This is a genomic window from Streptomyces sp. SID13031, assembly GCF_010548305.1.
GTDB lineage: Bacteria > Actinomycetota > Actinomycetes > Propionibacteriales > Kribbellaceae > Kribbella.
In genome coordinates, this window is record NZ_JAAGLV010000007.1 from 309,542 (window position 1) to 327,446 (window position 17,905).

15 protein-coding genes are annotated in these 17,905 nt (G+C 67.1%); 8 read left to right on the plus strand and 7 right to left on the minus strand.

Annotated elements, in window-relative coordinates:
- Nucleotides 1-114: 114 nt before the first annotated feature.
- The 5 genes from G3I17_RS39845 to dnaA all read right to left on the minus strand — a co-directional run bounded on the left by G3I17_RS39845 (nucleotide 115) and on the right by dnaA (nucleotide 6,211).
- Entirely contained in the window at nucleotides 115-729 is a 615-nt protein-coding gene (locus tag G3I17_RS39845) for a DciA family protein (protein WP_164597200.1), read from the minus strand.
- Nucleotides 722-1,858 carry a DNA replication/repair protein RecF gene (gene recF, locus G3I17_RS16955; protein ID WP_164597202.1) on the minus strand — a complete coding sequence of 379 codons (1,137 nt, stop codon included), beginning with the start codon at nucleotides 1,856-1,858 and terminating at the stop codon, nucleotides 722-724. Before recF ends, G3I17_RS39845 begins: the two co-directional genes overlap by 8 nt.
- A gap of 76 nt (nucleotides 1,859-1,934) precedes the next feature.
- Entirely contained in the window at nucleotides 1,935-2,855 is a 921-nt protein-coding gene (gene gnd / locus G3I17_RS16960; protein WP_164597204.1) for a phosphogluconate dehydrogenase (NAD(+)-dependent, decarboxylating), read from the minus strand.
- Nucleotides 2,856-2,889: 34 nt separating this feature from the next.
- Nucleotides 2,890-4,035 (minus strand): DNA polymerase III subunit beta, encoded by a 1,146-nt coding sequence (gene dnaN, locus G3I17_RS16965; RefSeq protein WP_164597206.1) that lies wholly within the window; start codon nucleotides 4,033-4,035, stop codon nucleotides 2,890-2,892.
- A gap of 511 nt (nucleotides 4,036-4,546) precedes the next feature.
- A complete protein-coding gene (gene dnaA, locus G3I17_RS16970; protein WP_164597210.1) occupies nucleotides 4,547-6,211 on the minus strand; it encodes a chromosomal replication initiator protein DnaA in 1,665 nt (554 codons plus the stop codon).
- A 640-nt stretch (nucleotides 6,212-6,851) separates the two neighbouring features.
- Here dnaA and rpmH point away from each other — a divergent pair.
- The 8 genes from rpmH (at nucleotide 6,852) to G3I17_RS17010 (ending at nucleotide 13,341) form a co-directional block, all read left to right on the plus strand.
- Nucleotides 6,852-6,989 (plus strand): 50S ribosomal protein L34, encoded by a 138-nt coding sequence (rpmH, locus tag G3I17_RS16975; RefSeq protein ID WP_083933330.1) that lies wholly within the window; start codon nucleotides 6,852-6,854, stop codon nucleotides 6,987-6,989.
- A gap of 30 nt (nucleotides 6,990-7,019) precedes the next feature.
- Complete coding sequence (gene rnpA / locus G3I17_RS16980; RefSeq protein ID WP_164597214.1) at nucleotides 7,020-7,379, plus strand: ribonuclease P protein component; 360 nt, start codon at nucleotides 7,020-7,022, stop codon at nucleotides 7,377-7,379.
- A complete protein-coding gene (gene yidD, locus G3I17_RS16985; RefSeq protein ID WP_164597216.1) occupies nucleotides 7,376-7,687 on the plus strand; it encodes a membrane protein insertion efficiency factor YidD in 312 nt (103 codons plus the stop codon). Before rnpA ends, yidD begins: the two co-directional genes overlap by 4 nt.
- On the plus strand, nucleotides 7,688-8,893 hold the full coding sequence (yidC, locus tag G3I17_RS16990) for a membrane protein insertase YidC (RefSeq protein WP_164597219.1): 1,206 nt from the start codon (nucleotides 7,688-7,690) through the stop codon (nucleotides 8,891-8,893). It abuts the gene before it with no gap.
- Between the two features lie 113 nt (nucleotides 8,894-9,006).
- The gene (locus G3I17_RS16995; RefSeq protein WP_164597336.1) at nucleotides 9,007-9,513 is read left to right on the plus strand and encodes a R3H domain-containing nucleic acid-binding protein; all 507 of its coding nucleotides are present in this window, start codon (nucleotides 9,007-9,009) and stop codon (nucleotides 9,511-9,513) included.
- 52 nt (nucleotides 9,514-9,565) lie between these two features.
- The gene (gene rsmG, locus G3I17_RS17000) at nucleotides 9,566-10,240 is read left to right on the plus strand and encodes a 16S rRNA (guanine(527)-N(7))-methyltransferase RsmG (protein ID WP_164597338.1); all 675 of its coding nucleotides are present in this window, start codon (nucleotides 9,566-9,568) and stop codon (nucleotides 10,238-10,240) included.
- A gap of 983 nt (nucleotides 10,241-11,223) precedes the next feature.
- Nucleotides 11,224-12,045 carry an AAA family ATPase gene (locus tag G3I17_RS17005; RefSeq protein ID WP_164597340.1) on the plus strand — a complete coding sequence of 274 codons (822 nt, stop codon included), beginning with the start codon at nucleotides 11,224-11,226 and terminating at the stop codon, nucleotides 12,043-12,045.
- A 321-nt stretch (nucleotides 12,046-12,366) separates the two neighbouring features.
- Nucleotides 12,367-13,341: a ParB/RepB/Spo0J family partition protein gene (locus tag G3I17_RS17010; RefSeq protein WP_164597222.1), complete on the plus strand. Its 975-nt coding sequence runs from the start codon at nucleotides 12,367-12,369 to the stop codon at nucleotides 13,339-13,341.
- 3,338 nt (nucleotides 13,342-16,679) lie between these two features.
- On the opposite strand, the gene G3I17_RS17015 is transcribed toward G3I17_RS17010, so the two are convergent.
- Nucleotides 16,680-17,027: a DUF3817 domain-containing protein gene (locus G3I17_RS17015; RefSeq protein ID WP_164597223.1), complete on the minus strand. Its 348-nt coding sequence runs from the start codon at nucleotides 17,025-17,027 to the stop codon at nucleotides 16,680-16,682.
- Nucleotides 17,024-17,899 (minus strand): SURF1 family protein, encoded by an 876-nt coding sequence (locus tag G3I17_RS17020; protein ID WP_164597227.1) that lies wholly within the window; start codon nucleotides 17,897-17,899, stop codon nucleotides 17,024-17,026. The genes G3I17_RS17015 and G3I17_RS17020 overlap by 4 nt, the downstream gene beginning before the upstream one ends.
- Nucleotides 17,900-17,905: the final 6 nt, after the last annotated feature.

The window sequence follows — 17,905 nt, forward strand, 5'->3', positions numbered from 1 at the left end:
TTGTTTGAGTGATTGCGGTGGTCAGGTGCGAGGTGCGTGCCTGGGCGCCGCAAGCGCCAAAGAACTTCGGACGCAGGGCACTAGGTGATTCGGCAGGTCTCTTCAGCTGGCCTGTCAGCCATAGGTATCGCGGGGTCCGCGGCCGCCACGGACTGTGCGGGGCCCCTTACGCCAGCTGGGGGCGTTGGGGCCTTCGACCTTGACCAGGGTGACGGTGCCGTCGCCCAGCTCGGCGTTGAGGCGGCGCACGAGGTCAGGAGCCAGCAGGCGGACCTGCGTCGCCCAGGCAGTGGAGTCGGTACGGACCGTGAGCACGGTGTCCTGGTACGACTCGGGCTGGCAGTGGGACGCCACCTCCGGGCCGACGATCGACGGCCAGCGGGCCATCACGCCGTGGACGGCGACGTCGACCTCCCAGCCCTGCTCGCGCATCAGCCGGCCCATCGTGTTCGTCAGCAGCTGGGGATCGCGGTCGTCGGCGCGGGCGCTGCTGATCTGGTTGCCGGTCGGGTGGCGTCGGCGCGTCTTCTTGACAGGCTTGATCGGGCCCGCCCCTTTGAGCCTGCTGGCCAGCGACCTCGCCAGGTCCAGGCCGCGTTTGTCGTGCTCAGGCGCTTCGACGGACTCGCTCTCGACGCCGCTCTCAGAGGAATTCTGGCGTTCCGGCTCGCTCCGGCCAGGCTCCGTGCGAGGCGCCGGCTCGGGGCGGAGGTCGCCGTCCTCAGGCACGGCGGACCATACCGTCGCCGACCTCGAACCGTACGCCGCTCAGTTCCATCGGTACGTCGGCGCCGACCGCCGCGGTGACGAGCACCTGCTCGGCGGGTGCGACGAGCTCGGCCAGCCGATCGCGGCGACTCGTGTCGAGCTCGGCGAACACGTCATCCAGAATCAGCACCGGCTCACCCCCGTCCGTCCTGAGCAGCTCGTACGACGCCAGCCGCAACGCGAGCGCGAACGACCAGGACTCACCGTGACTCGCGTACCCCTTCGCGGGCAAGTCCCCGAGGCCGAGGACGAGGTCGTCGCGATGCGGCCCGACGAGCGAGACGCCACGGTCGAGCTCATCGTTCCGGCGCTCGATCACCGCCGCTTTGAGTACTTCGGCGAGCTGCTCACGACTCGCCACGCCGGGCTCCAGAGCGACCGACGCCTTGTACTCGAGCCGGGCATCTCCTTTGCCTCTGGCAACGGCATCGTAAGAGCCGGAGACCAACGGGCGCAGGGATTCCAGCAGCTCGAGTCGCGCTGCGAGCAGTTCTGAGCCGGTCCGGACGAGGTTGTCGTCCCACACCTCGAGGGTGCGCAATTGGTCCTCGCCACCGGAGCGACGCTGCCGGCGCGCCACCGAGGCGCTCTTGAGCAACGAGTTGCGCTGTTTCAGCACCCGGTCGTAGTCCTGCCGGACCCCGGCCAGCCGAGGAGTCCGCAGGGTGAGCAATTCGTCCAGGAACCGGCGCCGCTCGGACGGATCGCCCTTCACCAGCGCGAGGTCTTCGGGCGCAAAAAGGACCGTACGGAGCAATCCGAGCACTTCGCGCGGCCGCGGCACCGGCGATCGGTTGATCCGGGCCCGATTTGCCCTCCCAGGATTGATTTCCAGCTCGACGACCAGATCGCGATCGTGGTCGGAGTGGATCTCGGTCCGGACGATCGCGCGCGGAGCGCCGGCCCGGACCAGGGGTGCATCGTTCGCGACCCGGTGCGAGCCGAGCGTCGCGGTGTAGTGGATCGCCTCGACGAGGTTGGTCTTGCCCTGGCCGTTCGGGCCGACGAAAGCGGTCACTCCCGCTTGGAGCTGGACCTCGGCCTGGTGGTACGACCGGAAGTCGAGCAGTCCGAGCGCGGTGACAAACACCTGAATTCCTCTGCTGGGCGGATCCTGGGGCCAGTGGCCCGGGTCGCCGATCGTACCGGCGACCCGGACTACGCGCTCAGTGCTTGATCGGCGGTGTCGCGTACGACGGGTCTTCGCCGGCGCCCTTGACCGCGTGGCCACCGAACTGGTTGCGCATCGCGGCGATCGCCTTCATCGCGGGGGAGTCGTCCTGGCGGGACGAGAACCGGGCGAACAGCGACGCGGCGATCGCCGGCACCGGTACTGCGTGGTCGATCGCGGCCTCGACGGTCCAGCGGCCCTCGCCCGAGTCGTCGGCGTAGCCGCGGATCTTGTCCAGGTGGGTGTCTTCCTTGAGCGCGTTGACCATCAGGTCGAGCAGCCAGGACCGGATCACCGTGCCCTCGCGCCAGGAGTCGAACGCCTCCGGCACGTTCTCGACGATGTCGGCGGCCTCGAGCAGCTCGAATCCCTCGGCGTACGCCTGCATGATCGCGTACTCGATGCCGTTGTGGACCATCTTGGCGAAGTGGCCGGCGCCGACCTTGCCGGCGTGCACGAAACCGAACTCGCCCTCGGGCTTGAGCGCGGTGAAGATCGGCATCACGGTCGCGACGGTATCGGCGTCGCCGCCGCACATCAGCGCGTATCCGTTCTCGAGACCCCAGACACCACCGGACACACCACAGTCGACTAACTTGATGCCCTTGTGGGACAGCAGTTCGGCCCGCCGGATGTCATCGGTCCAGCGGCTGTTGCCACCGTCGATCACGATGTCGCCCTCGGACAGCAACTCGGCCAGCTCGGCCAGTACCGGGTCGATGGCCTGGACCGGCACCATCACCCAGACGATCTTCGGTTGGTCCGTCGCCGTCAGCTTGCCGACCATATCGGCCAGGTCGGTGGCATCGGAGATGGCTTGGTTGTGATCGAAACCGACGACTGTCAGGCCTGCGCCGCGGATCCGCTCGCGCATGTTGCCGCCCATCTTGCCGAGACCGACAAGGCCGAGCTCCATCGTGATTCCCCTTGTTCTGTTGGCGTCGTGAGGTTCAGCTGTTCAGGCGGACCGGCATCAGCACGTACCGGAACTCGCTGATCGGCTCGCCGTCGAAGTCCTTCACGCCGGTCAGTTCGGCCGGCTTCGTCGCCTGCGTGAAGGCCAGGTGCGCGACCGAGGTGCCGATCGCGTTCAGACCGTCCAGCAGGTACGTCGGGTTGAAGCCCACGGTAACCGGCTCGCCAACCACCCGGGCCTCGATCGACTCGGATGCCTGCGCCTCGTCGCCGCTGCCGGCGTCGAGCGTCACGGTGTCCTCGGAGAACGTCAGCCGGACCGGTGCGTTCCGCTCGGCCACCAGGGCGACGCGCTTGACCGCCTCGACCAGGGTCGCGGTGTCGATCCGGACCCGGGTCGCGATCGCCGCGTCGGTCGGGATGATGCCGCGGACCTTCGGGAACTCGCCGTCGAGCAACCGGGTGGTGGCGCGCCGGTTGCCACCGGACACCTCGCCCTCGAAACCGACGATGCCTTCGCCGCTGCCAGGAGTTGCCAGGGAGACGATGATGTCGGTTCCGGTCATCGCCTTCGCGGTTTCCGACAGCACGCGGGCTGGGATAAGGGCTGCTGCAGAGGCATCCGGGCTGTTCGGGTTCCATTCGAGCTCGCGGATCGCCAACCGGTACCGGTCGGTGGCCAGCAACGAGATAGTGGATCCCTCGATCTCGACCCGGACTCCGGTCAGTACCGGAAGCGTGTCCTCGCGGCCCGCCGCGGTGACGACCTGAGCGACCGCCTGGGCGAAAACGTCGCTGCGGACGGTGCCGCTGGCCGCCGGGAGATCCGGCAGAGCCGGATATTCCTCTGTAGGAAGCGTTTGGAGCGTGAATCGGGACGTGCCACAGGTGACTTGCGCCTTCGCGCCGTCCACCGAGATGTCCACGGGCTGATTCGGGAGACTCTTCGAGATGTCAGCGACAAGCCTGCCGGAGATCAGGCACTTGCCGGTGTCGGCCACCTGGGCCGGCACGGTCACGCGGACGGAGGTCTCGTAGTCGAATCCGGACAGGGTGATCTGTCCTTCCTCGGCTTCGACAAGCAGTCCGGCAAGGATCGGAACGCTGGGACGACTGGGCAAACTGCGCGCGGCCCAGGCCACCGACTCGGCCAGTACGTCGCGCTCGACGCGAAACTTCACCGCTGGGTGCCTCCTGTTTCGGCTGTGTGCCAGGCAGATCCTGCCACGGACAGATGTGATGTGTGCCAACCGGGCTTGACGTGGCGGTTCGGGCGGGTCGCGTCCCCGTCGTTCTGCTGCTCGTGGGGACAGCCTGACAGGCCGGTCCGGAGGACCGTCGGGCAGGTGCGAAATCCGAGTTTTCCCCAGGTTGGGCCGCCAGAACCAATTTCGGACTTCGATCTAACTAGGGATTCCATAGGGTTCTTCGCACCTGTGGATTGTGTGGAAAAGCGACGAGTTCGCAGGTCAGGTGCCGTTTTGCCCTGGGGACGAACTGTGGACGAATTACGGGCAAACCGTGGACGGCTGGGTACGACGGATCTTGTCCCCACAGGCAATCCACAGATTGCGGAAGTGTGTCCACCGAGATACCCACAGTTATCCACAGCTCTGTCCCCAGGCTGTGAGGTTCGTGTGACCGCGTCGTAGCGCTTGGCGTACACGCTTTTCGACCCGGTCACACGGCCCCTCATTGCTGCTTGGCCTGATGCTTGATCCGGTTGGTCAGCTCGGTGACCTGGTTGAAGACGCTGCGCCGTTCCGACATCAGTTGCCGGATCTTCCGCTCGGCATGCATCACGGTGGTGTGGTCGCGGCCACCGAACTGCTGACCGATCTTGGGCAACGACAGATCGGTGAGTTCGCGGCACAGGTACATGGCGATCTGCCGGGCGGTCACGAGCACCCGGCTACGGCTCGAACCACACAGGTCGTCGATCGACAGTCCGAAGTACGAGGCGGTCTGGCCCATGATCATGCTGGCCGTCACCTCGGGCTTGCTGCCTTCGGGGATCAGGTCCTTCAGCACGATCTCGGCCAGGGACAGATCGACCGGCTGCCGGTTGAGGCTGGCGAACGCGGTGACCCGGATCAGTGCGCCTTCGAGCTCACGGATGTTCGTCTGCACCTTGCTCGCGATGAACTCGAGCACCTCGGGCGGCGCGGTCAGCCGCTCGGTCGCGGCCTTCTTGCGCAGGATCGCGATCCGGGTCTCGAGGTCGGGCGGCTGGATGTCGGTGATCAGGCCCCACTCGAACCGGTTGCGCAGCCGGTCCTCCAGCGCCTCGAGCCGTTTCGGCGCGCGGTCGGAGCTGATCACGATCTGCTTGTTCGCGTTGTGGAGCGTGTTGAAGGTGTGGAAGAACTCTTCCTGGGTCTGGATCTTGCCTTCCAGGAACTGGATGTCGTCGATCAGCAGGACGTCGACGTCGCGGTATCGGCGCTGGAACTGAGCGGCCTTGTCGTCGCGGATCGCGTTGATGAAGTCGTTGGTGAACTCTTCGCTGGAGACATAACGGACGCGGGCGCCGGTGTAGAGACTGCGGACGTAGTGCCCGATCGCGTGCAAGAGGTGGGTCTTGCCCAAGCCGGAGTCGCCGTAGATCAACTGCGGGTTGTACGCCTTGCCCGGCGCCTCGGCGACCGCGACGGCCGCGGCGTGCGCGAACCGGTTCGAGCTGCCGATGACGAAGGTCTCGAACGTGTACTTCGGGTTGAGTCGCGCCTCACCCTGCGAATCGGTCGGCGGCTGGAACTGGGCCGATCCGTTCGGCGGCGGCGCTACCGACCCGAGCGGCGGCGGCGAGATCTGCGCGACCGGCTCGGTGTGCTGCGGAATATGCGTCGGCTCCTGCAGACCCTGATGGACCGGCTGGTGCGGTGGTTGCTGCACCGGCTGATGGGTCGGTTGGTGCAGGGGCTGGTGCAGCGGCTGATGGACGGGCTGATGCATGGGCTGGCCGAACGGCTGAGTGAGCGGCAGGTTCGGCGGCTGGTTGAGCGGCGACTGGATCACCGGCGCCGGCTCCCGTACTACGGGCTTCGGTGTCGGCGCCGGCTCGCGCAGCTCGGGATCGAGCGACGGGTCGACGGTGACGGCAATCCGGATGTCCCGGCCGAAGCTCTCGGTGAGGATGCGCTCCAGGTCCGGCCGAAGCCGGGTCTCGAGCTGGCCGCGGGTGAAATCGTCGGGGACGGCGACGATCGCGGTGCTCTCGTGCAGGGTGACCGGCCGGGAGTTCGTCAGCCAGGCACGCTGGTTCGGTGGCAGTCCGGCGAGGACCCTGGTCCAGGCAACATCCAGATCATTCACTTCCGCCTTGCTCTCCGCATTGGCGGACTGGTCCTCGACCACGCGTTGCTCCCCGAATCCTTCGCTGCGGTGGCCACCGCTCCCGGGCTGGTTCCCGGTACAACGCGACCTTTCGACCCGGCACCCCACCCGTGCTGCCGGTCGGCCGCACGTAGCAGTTGCTTTCTCCTCAGCCGGTTTTCCTCATTGTCCACATCCTTGTCCACAGTTGTGAACGAAGCGTGGAGCTACTTGGTTACCGGTCTCGGGGTGTGGGACCTCTGGTGTGAGGGGCTGACGCTAACAAGTCCGCCCACACCGCTTCAAGCCGTCATCCACAGGCTATGGGCCTCAAATTGGGGGCAACCTGCGGCGTGTCGGGTAGACGCCGGAGCGTAGTCATGTTCAGCGTCCCGGCAATCTGTCGCCCTGTGTAGCTGTGGTGACCTGCCAGTGACGGGTTGCTGAAGGGTCGTTTCATCCACAGGCCTGTGGATAAGTATGGGGACGGCTGGTTTGACCTGTCCACAGGGCGCCACGTACCGTGGATCAGTCGGTGTTGAACCGGCCGTTTCGTGCTGCGCTCCCTGCGGGACCATCCTTTCCGACGGTTTCCAGAGGTGAGCACAGAGCCAGGTACCAGGGGCAGATCTATCAGTGGATTTGTCGACAAATGTGATCTCGAGTAACCGGAGTCATTCCAGTGAGCAAGCGGACGTTCCAGCCGAACAACCGTCGTCGGCACAAGAAGCACGGCTTCCGTCTTCGGATGCGTACCCGTGCGGGTCGCGCCATCCTCGCAACGCGTCGTGCGAAGGGTCGCCAGCGCCTCGCGGCCTGACGCCGTTGAGCTGGCGACGGTGACCACCTCGTGTTACCCGCGTCGAACCGGCTGCGCCGGTCCGACGACTTCCGTCGCGCCGTCCGTACCGGACGCCGCGCGGGTCGGCGCGCCGTTGTGGTCCATCTGTTGCCGGGGTCCGGCCCGACGGCCGAGCCCGCTCGAGTCGGATTCGTGGTGAACAAGGCGGTGGGCAATGCGGTTCTGCGGAACCGCGTCCACCGCCGTCTGCGCGCTTTGATGGCGGCGCAGCTCCCCGGCCTGCCGGCCGGCAGCCTGACCGTGGTTCGGGCGCTGCCGCCGTCGGGCTCTTCGTCGTACGGGGAGCTCGAGGCCGATGTGCAGGCTGCGCTACGGCGGGTCCTGACGGAGCCGAAAGACATGCGATGAAGATCGCGCCCGTCAAGTACGGGATCATCGGCTTTCTGAAGTTGTACCGGAAGTTCGTCAGCCCGATGTACGGGCAGGTGTGCCGGTTCTACCCCAGTTGTTCTGCTTACGCCCTGGAAGCGGTCGAACGCCACGGTGCGGTGCGCGGTAGCTGGCTGGCGGCGAGGAGACTCGCCCGCTGCCACCCGTGGAACCCCGGCGGCTACGACCCCGTTCCCCCCACAGATGTCGACCAGCGCGGAGATGCAGTCTCCGCCAACCAGCCCGGGCCGTCAGCTGACGGCGGGCCTGTGCAGCGAGGTGCTTGAGTGATTCTTCAGTCCATCCCCGAACTCGCATTGTGGGACGGGATCGTAGACGTTTTCAACGCCGTCATGACGCCGCTGTACTGGGCGGTCTCGGCGCTGCTGGTGGGATGGCACTGGCTGCTGTCGCAGGTGTTCGATCCGGACAGCGGCTGGGCCTGGGCGCTCTCCATCGCCGGCCTGACGATCATCATCCGGACGCTGCTGATCCCGCTGTTCGTGCGGCAGATCCGCTCGAGCCGGAACATGCAGTTGCTGCAGCCGAAGATGAAGGAGCTGCAGAAGAAGTACGGCCATGACCGGGAGAAGCTCGGTCAGGAAATGATGAAGCTTTACAAGGACACGGGCACCAACCCGTTCTCCTCCTGCCTGCCGCTGCTGCTGCAGTCGCCGATCTTCCTGGCACTGTTCCGGGTCCTCGACTACGCGTCGAAGGGCAAGTGGCACAGCGAGATCATGAAGCCGCACGTCGACTCGCTGCAGCACGCGAAGATCTTCGGCGCGGAGATCTCGCAGACCTTCCTGAAGGCGAACGGCGACGGCGCCAACAACGTCAAGATCGTCGCGATCGTGCTGATCCTGCTGATGACCGGCACGATGTTCACCACGCAGCTCCAGCTGATGCGCAAGAACATGCCGAAGGAGGCCCTCGAGGGCCAGGCGGCGCAGATGCAGAAGATCATGCTCTACGTCTTCCCGGTGTTCTTCCTGATCGGTGGCTTCAACTTCCCGATCGGTGTGCTCATCTACTGGTTCGTCTCGAACGTGTGGACGATGGGCCAGCAGTTCTACGTGATCCGCCGTAACCCGGCCCCGGGGACGCCTGCCTTCGACGCGATGGAGGCTCGCAAGCGCGAGCACAACCTGCGCGCCGGCCGGCCGGCCGACGAGGGCCTGGGCGATGCCGAGGAGGGCTCGGTCGCAACCGACCGTCGGCCGGCGAACCGGCAGCAGCCGAAGCGTCAGTCGCGTAGTACGCGCAAGGTCAGTGAGCCGTCGGTACAGGACACGCCCAAGGTGCAGGACACCCCGAAGGTGTCGAGCAACGGCCAGCAGCCGGTCAAGAAGGCCGCCGCGGCCAAGCAGACATCCGGACAGGCCTCGGGTGGCAAGCGTCAGCCGGCCGCGAAGTCGCGTGCCGCTCGTCAGGCCGCCCAGAAGAAGGCAGCGCAGAAGAAGCCCGGTGGTGGCTCCTCCGGCCGCTCCTGACGCCTGTCGTCCGGACCGCCGGCTGAACCGGCACCCCGTTTTCTCTGCTGTGTACGACTTGGGTCCCCGTGGGGCGGATCTCGAAATGTGAAGGAGTGGCCGTGAGCGACGGCATGCAGGACACCGAGACGGCAACCGCGCCGGCAGACCAGCCGGGCGACCGGTTGAAGGCACTGGAGGCCGAGAGCGACATCGCGGCCGACTACCTGGAAGAGCTGCTGGACATCGCCGATCTCGACGGCGATATCGATATGGACATCGACGGCGACCGCGCAGCGGTGTCGATCGTCGGCGCCGACCTGAGCAACCTGGTCGGCGAGAACGGCAAGGTGCTCGAGGCGTTGCAGGAGCTGACCCGGCTGGCGGTCTACCGGGAGACCGGTGAGCGGTCGCGGTTGATGCTCGACGTGTCGAACTACCGGGCGAACCGCAAGACCGAGCTCGAAGAGGTCGGCCGCAAGGCGGTCGACGAGGTGAAGGTTTCGGGGGAGGCGGTGAAGCTCGCTCCGATGACGCCGTTCGAGCGCAAGGTCGTCCACGATGTCGTCGCGGCGGCCGGCCTGACCAGCGAGTCCGAGGGCGAGGAGCCGCGTCGTCGGGTCGTCGTCCAGCCCGCATGAACGCCGCGTCCTGCTCGTGACGGAAGACGTTTCACGTGAAACACCGCCGCTCGTGGAGAAGCTGTACCCACGAGCGGCGGGCCGGCTTGCGGCGTTCGCCGACCTGCTGGCAACCGAGGGAACACTGCGCGGCCTGATCGGCCCGCGCGAGGTGCCGCGTCTGTGGGACCGGCACCTACTGAACTGTGCGGTGCTCGAGCGCTTGATCCCTGAAGATTCCACCGTTGCCGACATCGGCACGGGAGCGGGTCTGCCGGGGATCGTGCTCGCCCTCGTGCGGCCGGACCTCCAGGTGGCGCTCGTCGAGCCGTTGCTCCGGCGCACCACGTTCTTGGAAGAGGCAGTGGAGCTTCTCGGCTGCACGAACGCCGAGGTAGTCCGCGCCCGCGCCGAAGATTTGATCCCCGGCCGTCGTTCTGCTGTTGAAGGCGCTGCGCGCGGCAAGGCACCGTACGACGTGGTGGCCTCTCGCGCTGTCGCTCCACTCGGCAAGCTGGCTGGCTGGTGCCTGCCGCTGACGGTTGAGGGCGGCTTGATGCTGGCGATGAAGGGAGCCTCCGCGGAGGAGGAGCTCGACGCGTCCGAAGCCGAACTCGAGGCCCTCGGGGCCGAGGAATGGCACGTTCACCAGCTCGGCGTCGACGAACTGGCCCAGCCGACGACAGTCGTGAGTATTGTGGCCGGACGTGCTGCGCGGGGATCCCAGCACAGGAGACGCGGGAGGTGATCGAGTTCGTGAGTCGTGCCCTCGGATGGCCTGAGAAAAGCACCGGTGAACCTCGGGTGTCACAAGGAATCGGCTGGCCGGCTGACCAACCCGCCGCCACCCTCCAAGTAACCCCGGACTCTGCCGCCTCAGCCACCGTTCCCGACCCATCGACCTCGCCCGCCCGGGCGTCCGCGACCAGCACCGAGATCCCCTCTGAGCCGACTGCCTCGTCGTCAGCACCGACGGAGCCGGCCGCAGCGGCCGCTCCTAGCGAGTCATCGGCCCCGGCCTCCGCAACGCCAGCTGTGCCAACGACATCCGCGCCAACGCCGGTCGATGCGCCGGCCGCTCTCGCAAGCGGAGTGGAGCCTGCTCCCGCAGGCGAGGAGCCCGGCACAGTTTTGACCGAGGCCCATCTGGCGGCGACGCCTGATGCACAGCCGACTGCTGGCACCCTGACGCCCACGCATGGGTTGACGGCAGCGCCGGTGTTCACTCCGCCGGTTCGACCTTCGGCGACCGATTCTCCGGATCGGGTTGAGTTGGGTGGGGGCGGTGAGACAGACTTCGAGGAGACCTCGGGAGGGCCGTCCGCGCTCCAGGCGGCGGCTTCGATCGGCCTCGGAGACGCGCCGGCCGCCGCGCCATCAGAACCGGTTTCACGTGAAACCGAGGACGCCGTTTCAGGGCAAACAGCTGCCGCCGCAGGTGATGAGGAAGAGTTCCCCGAATCACCCCGGCCTGTGGATGACTACCCCCTGGAATCGGCCTCTCACGCGGGAATTCATCCACAGAGGCCTGTGGATAAGGTTGGGGGTAAGTCTGCTCCGACCCCCACCGACATCCTCTTCGGGCCAAGCAACGCACCTATCGGAATGGGCGCTATGACTGCCGCACAGATCGCCGCGCGGGCCACCTCGGACGAGCTTCAACGACGACTTCTCGAAACTCCGATCGCCGCCGCCACCGAACGGACCCTGCTGGTGAATGAAGGACGCACGATGGGCCGCGAGTTCCCGCTGCCCGCAGAGACCCGGGTCTTCGTGGTCGCCAACCAAAAGGGTGGCGTCGGCAAGACCACAACTACCGTCAACGTCGCCGCGGGCCTCGCCCTGTATGGCGCGCGCATTCTGGTGATCGACCTCGACCCCCAGGGCAACGCCTCGACGGCACTCGGGATCGAGCACTCGGAAGGCACCCCCGGTGTCTACGAGGCGGTCATCGAGGGCGAGCCGCTGAGCAAGCTGCTCGCACCCTGCGTCGAGCACCCGGGCATCGTGGTCGTCCCGGCCACGATCGACCTGGCCGGTGCGGAGATCGAGCTCGTCAGCATCGTCGCTCGAGAGAGCCGGCTGAAGAAGGCGCTCGACGCCCACCTGGCCGAGACCGAGGCCGCGGGCGAGAAGTACGACTACGTCTTCATCGACTGCCCGCCGTCGCTCGGTCTGCTCACGGTCAACGCGTTGACCGCAGCCCGCGAGGTGCTGGTTCCAATCCAGAGCGAGTACTACGCGCTGGAGGGTCTGTCCCAGCTGCTGCGCCACATCGACATGGTGAAGTCGCACCTGAACCCGACACTCGATGTGTCGACGATCCTCCTCACCATGTACGACGCCCGCACCAAGCTGGCCGGTGAAGTGGCAGCCGAGGTTCGCGGCCATTTCCAGGACCGCGTACTGCGCACTGCGGTGCCGCGTTCGGTGCGGATCTCCGAGGCGCCGAGCCACGGGCAGACCGTGCTCGCCTATGACCCGGCGTCTGCCGGCGCACTGTCCTACCTGGAGGCGTCGCGCGAGATCGCGATGCGCAACAACGCTTCTTGATCTGATCCGCCGACGGCTCGCCAGCACTGTGTTGCCGGCGAGCCGTTCGCTTTCCCGAAGGCGTTCCACGTGAAACGTGGGCCTGCCGCGTTCGGGTCTTACGTGAAAGACGGGGCCGGGAGCTTGTCGTGTTCCACGTGAAACGGGCCTGCCGGTGAAGGGTCTGTCCACAGGAGGGGGACCGGCCCTGCGGTCATCACCTCAGACCAGCTACCGTTGCGCAGTTGCTGTCGCTGAAACTCCGGCAGTACCAGCTAGCCGAACGGCCCAGCAGTCGAAGCAGTCAGTCGATCAGAAGCAGTTGAACTCGAGGGAGCGGCGATGAACACCCGACTCGGACGTGGACTCGGTGCGCTGATTCCCAGCACGCCCGCTCCCGGCACCACCAACAGCCTGGGCAGCAAGTCGAACTCGATTCCGGGAGCGCCGCCCGTACCGGCCGGCCCCGAACTCGCCGCCGTACCCGGCGCGCAGTTCGCTGAGATCGACGTCGACAAGATCACCCCGAACGCGAAGCAGCCCCGCAGTGTCTTCGACGAGGACGCGATGGCGGAGCTCGTGCACTCGGTGAAGGAGATCGGCCTGCTCCAGCCGATCGTCGTCCGCCGACTGACGGACACGACGTACGAGCTCGTCATGGGTGAACGCCGCTGGCGAGCGACCCAGGAGGCCGGGCTCACCACGATCCCGGCGATCGTCCGCGAGACTTCCGACGACGTCATGCTCCGCGACGCGCTCCTGGAGAACCTGCACCGCAGCCAGCTGAACCCGCTGGAAGAAGCCGCGGCGTACCAGCAGATGCTCGACGACTTCGGTTGCACCCAAGAGGTGCTGGCGACGCGCATCGGTCGCTCGCGTCCGCAGATCTCGAACACCCTCCGACTCCTGAAGCTCCCCGCTTCGGTCCAGCGCCGTCTTGCCGCCGGCGTCCTGTCCGCAGGCCATGCCCGTGCCCTGCTCGGTCTGCCGAGCGGAGATGCCATCGAGCGACTCGCCCAGCGAATCGTCGCCGAGGGAATGTCGGTCCGCACAGTCGAAGAGATCGTCGCAATGGGCGACATGTCGGCGGAAGACCCCACCCCGGCCCGCCGCCGCAAGAAGCCCGTCGCCCCGCGCCTGGTCGACCTGGCCGACCGCCTCTCGGACCGCTTCGAAACCCGCGTCAAGGTAGACCTCGGCAAAACCAAGGGCCGAATCACCGTCGAGTTCGCCACCATCGACGACCTAGAACGAATCGTCACCCTGATGGACCCCAACAAGTCCACCAACAACCCCCCGCCCCCAAACGAGTCCTAACCCCGCCCCACAGCCGTCCGGCGTCGAGGCCCTCAACGCCTGGCCCTACGGCACCGCCGGCGCAGATCCGCTCGGGCCCATGCCTCAGCACAGAGTGCGGAGTATTCAGCGGCTTCGGTGCAGCGCCCCGGCACGGAGCCTGCCCGTCCCTCGCGTTTGGCCCCGTGCGGATTCGGCACCCCACTACCGACACGAATGCCGAGTACCGAAGGTCGCTAGTAGCAAGATCTGCCACCTCCGTCAGCCCGCACCCAATACCCCTTCCTCGCCAGCCCCGAACCCCTACTAGCCCTTCACCGGCAGTGCCTTCATTCCGACCGCCTGCACCGCGAGGCCTGGATCCGCACCGGCCCCCGGATCCCTGCGGCGAACAGGCCGGGGTCGCCATGATGACCATGGCCGCAGCCCTCGAGTGGAAGCGAACGAGGCCCGCTCTCCACCGCAACCGTCGTTCCATCCCACGTCATCAAGCCGCCCGATAGGCGGTCCTCCCTCCCACGCACGCAGCAATCCGCCCAGACGCTCGGCGGTGGTTCAGGCACGGCGTCCGTCGCCCTCCACCGTCGACGCACACCATCAGGAGACGACCTCGGCGTGGAGGTCTCGACGGGGATGACCTGACTGACGAACCGTCATCTAGGCCGGCCAGCCGCGCAACCACCCACTACAGGACGGCAGATGAACCTGCAGGCAATCGCCGCGAGAGCCATCGACCGCCGCACAGTCGGCGGGCGGTTCTCCGCTCCAACATGAGGAGCCGCACTGCCGCCTCTCCTCAATCGCTCGCTGCTACCCCCCGTCGCCATACCCGTGGGTGGAGGCATCTCGCTGCCGAGCGAGCCGCCTCCTCCGCTACCTGAGGCTTGCTCCTGCCTACGAGCGCACAGCCTCCGATTGCCCAGGACGGCGGTAAGGCAGCTCAGAGCGAGGACAGGCGACGGGACTGAGGCTCACCTGGAGACGGGCCGAGCGGCAACGTGACCGCATCCGCATCCGCATCCGCACCGGGATCGAGACGGGCGCTGGCATCGGGATCGGTACGGGCACAAGCACGGGCAACGGCCTCAGGCGCGGGCATCTTGATCGATGCCGGTACGAGACCGGGACCGGCACGGTCTTGGTATCGGGCACTGGCATCGGGCGTCAGGAGACGGGCGTCAGGAGACGGGCACGGCACGGGCACGGGCACGGGCAGTGCCACGGGCAGTGGCACCGGCAGTGGCACCGGGCATCGGCAGCGGGCACCGGCACGGGCAGTGGCACCGGGCATCGGGCACGGCGGGGAGCTCGGAGTGAGAGTGGACCGGGGTCCGGCAGGCGGGTGGGGACTGCGAGTGGGAGGGGGGTCGGAGTGAGGCTGGTAGGGGCAGGAGACCTCGGAGGCGAAGCGGGAGTGGTGTTCGGGTGAGCGGTCGGGGCGGGGCTGGCGGGTGGGACTCGGCTAGTGAGCGGGACCGGGAAATGAGTGAGCCGAACTGGGAGTCGGCTAGCGCGAGCGTTGTATTTAAGGCCTGAGGTGATGTGGGCATTTGCTCGTTGGTCAGCGAGGGCGACGTCTGCATTGCTCGTTGGTCCGGGGTATGGCGTTGGCAGAGGTGGGGTTTTGGGGACTTCGCCGCGAGGGGGTCGTACGGTCGGCGACGCGGCCTTGAGGTGACTGAAGGGGAGTGCCGGCCTGGCCGAGCGCTTCTCGTTGGAACGTGCGCCTGGGTGTGGGTTTCACGTGAAACGGGGCTGGCGGCTGGTGGGGAACGGGAGTGTCCGGGGGTGTGGGGTCGTTGCTGGTTCGGGGGACGGTCGTGCTGGGTGCCGGCGGGCTCTGTTGTCTCCGGGGCGGGTCGGGGCGGGTGGTGCGTGGGTGTGCGGCTGGCAGTAGGAGGGCGGGTGGCGACGGGGTGCGACGCGTGCCGGCGTTGGTCGGGGCGTGGGGTTAGGGGCGACAGGTTTGGGAGGCCTACCGAGCGAGGGTCCGCGGATCGGGCTGGTTGGTTCGGTGATCGGCCAGGGTCGACTATTCGGCCGGTTGGAGACGGTCCGCGGCAGGAGCATTTGTGGGCGGCTGGGCGCGGCATCGCTGGCCGCACGGAGAAGTGGGTGGTGGCCTTCGATGGATTGCCGACAGTGAGTCCGGGTGAATGGCGAGCATGAGGAGGATGACGGTCACTTGGCGCGGCGCGGCGCGGCGCGGCGCGGGGTCCGGGGGATAGGTCTGGTGCCTTCACCGGCGGGCCTGGCGGGCCGTTCTCGCTGGCGGGCTATCCCAACGGCGTCGGTTGAGTTGGGCTCTTGAACTAGTGGCCGGTCAGTACCAATGGCGGTCTAGGCGGTAGGTGGTTGTCCACTGCTGGGTGAGGTTTGGCCGTTGGCGGGGTCACGGCTGGGGCGCGGGAGAGCGTGCAGCGAGGGCACCGGGGACCTTGGTGAGGTTGCGTGATGACCCTGTCTGTCGGCAGCGTCGTGCTGGCTGGCTGGCTGGCTGGGGGTGGGCTGGTGCGGAGGTGGAGGGTGCAGGCAGGGCCGGTTGGGTTGTTGATGGTGATGAGGTAGTTGGTGACTGCGTGGTGGGTGCTGTTGAGGTGGAGGATCGCGGTTCTGTGGAGATTTGGGTGGTTGCTTTCGTGGGCTGAGATTTCGGCTGCCTAGTCCGCTGGGGGTGCGAGAAGGGTCGGCTGGGATTTGTCGACATAGAAACTTGGCGACCTATCTGCCCGAATGTTTCATGTGAAACATCGTCGGCGAGCCAGGATTCTGGCTCGTGTAGACGCCGGGGGGTCGCGACTGCCGGTGGGAGTTTGTCGGTGCCCGTTCTGCGAGTGGGTGTGCCGCAGTGGTTGACGGTGGCCCAGCAGATCGCGCGCGGCCTGAGTAGATGCGGGCCGGCTGCGGGGTCTGGTGGTAGGTCGAATGTGTCGGCGCGGCGGAGGCCGGCTGAGATCCGGCGGCGGCGACTACGACTGCAGTGCTGGGCGATGGGGGGCGACGTTGGGGATGTCGGTGCCGATCGCGGGGTGCTGAGGTTGGCCTAGGGCGGGGCCTTGTTGCTGCTGGAGCAGAGGCGGGCTGGAGGGCGCGTCGGCCAGTGGCGGTGGTGGTGGCGGCCAGGGCTGGCTTGGGTACAGCGAGGCGCGGGGGGAATGCGAGGTTTTGGAGGGTTGGGCTGGGTGCGCGAGGGAAGTTGGCGGGGCGGCCGTGTTGCGTGGGGGCCAACTGGGGTCAGGGTTGTGCGGTGTGGGACCAGGGGTGGGGATGAAGATCAGGGATGAGGGAGGGCGGTCGTACCGCCGAAGTTAGGGCGGGGGCGTTGGCGGGGTTGCGTTTGGTGGAGGCGGCTGCGTGGGTTACGGCTTGGTTAGTTCGTGGGTGACCTTGCGTTCGGCGTAGAACGAGAGGAACGGGATGGTGCCGGCCAGTGCCACCAGGACCAGGCGGGGGAGGCTCCAGCGGACTCGGCGGGCCAGGTCGAAGGCGCCGAGTAGGTAGACGACGTAGAGGAAGCCGTGGAGCGGGCCGACCACGTTCATCGCGGACGGGTTGTCGCCGATGTACTTCAGCGGCATCGCGACGAAGACGAGGACGAGGAGCATGACGCCGACGATGTAGGCGATCACGCGGTACCGGGTGAGTGCGCTCCTCACCGCTGGGGAGAGTGTGCTGGCGGTGGTGGCGGGGTCTACGGGGGAGGTCACGCAGAAACGGTACCGCTTGGCTCCAGGTCGCCTTCCGGCTGGTCGGAGTCATCCGCGCGGTGCGCGTCGAGGACCATCCGGCCCCACATCCAGAGCGTGAAGGCCGCGAAGATCCACCACTGGAAGGCATAGGCGACGTTGCGCAGGCCGGCGTGGTCGGTCGGCGGAGTCGGCGCGGGCACGATCGCGGGAGCCAAAGCAGTAGACCCGGCCGACTTGTCGATCGAGGACAGCACCACGAAGGCGTCGTAGATGCGGTAGTCCACCAGGTGCACGATCGTCGGGATCCGCAGCGACTGCAGGGTCCGGCCCTTCGCCGCGTCACCAGAAGCATCCTGCGCCTCGGACTGAGCGACAGAGCCAGACAGTTCCACTCGCCCGGCCGGGGGCTGAGCCGCGGGATCCGACACCGTCCCGACCCAGCCGCGGACCACCATGACCGCGCCCTTGGAGCCATCAGCAGCACCAGAAGAATCCAGTACTACCGGAGAAACCACCCAGAACCCATCCCGGTCACCCAGCCGGCGATCCGAGATGAACAACTGATCGGCCGCAGGCCCCCATGTGCCGGCGACGGTCACCTTCCGTCCGACCGCCTTCGAGGGCAGACCCTCGTCGATCGAGAACAGCGTGTGCAATGCAACCGGCGCACCCTCGGCCCGTTTGGCCGTCGCAGCTGCGGTCTTCGAGTGGTAGACGTCCAGCTGCCACACGCCGAGCACGGACATCACGGCCGCGATCGCCAGCGCGAGGAACAGCAGCCCGATCCACCGCGGCGTGAAGATCGTTCGCCAAAGCGGCGAGGCCGACCCCGACGATGCGGATGAAGTAGACGAATGAGCCACCGGCGGAGTGGTCGGCGCGACGGGCATCAGAAC

Excerpts from the sequence above, each read along its gene's own strand:
- yidD (WP_164597216.1), top strand. The coding sequence starts at position 7,376 with ATGAAGATCGCGCCCGTCAAGTACGGGATCATCGGCTTTCTGAAGTTG.
- G3I17_RS17020 (WP_164597227.1), bottom strand. The coding sequence starts at position 17,899 with ATGCCCGTCGCGCCGACCACTCCGCCGGTGGCTCATTCGTCTACTTCA.
- gnd (WP_164597204.1), bottom strand. The coding sequence starts at position 2,855 with ATGGAGCTCGGCCTTGTCGGTCTCGGCAAGATGGGCGGCAACATGCGC.
- G3I17_RS16995 (WP_164597336.1), top strand. The coding sequence starts at position 9,007 with ATGCAGGACACCGAGACGGCAACCGCGCCGGCAGACCAGCCGGGCGAC.
- G3I17_RS17005 (WP_164597340.1), top strand. The coding sequence starts at position 11,224 with ATGGGCCGCGAGTTCCCGCTGCCCGCAGAGACCCGGGTCTTCGTGGTC.
- G3I17_RS17010 (WP_164597222.1), top strand. The coding sequence starts at position 12,367 with ATGAACACCCGACTCGGACGTGGACTCGGTGCGCTGATTCCCAGCACG.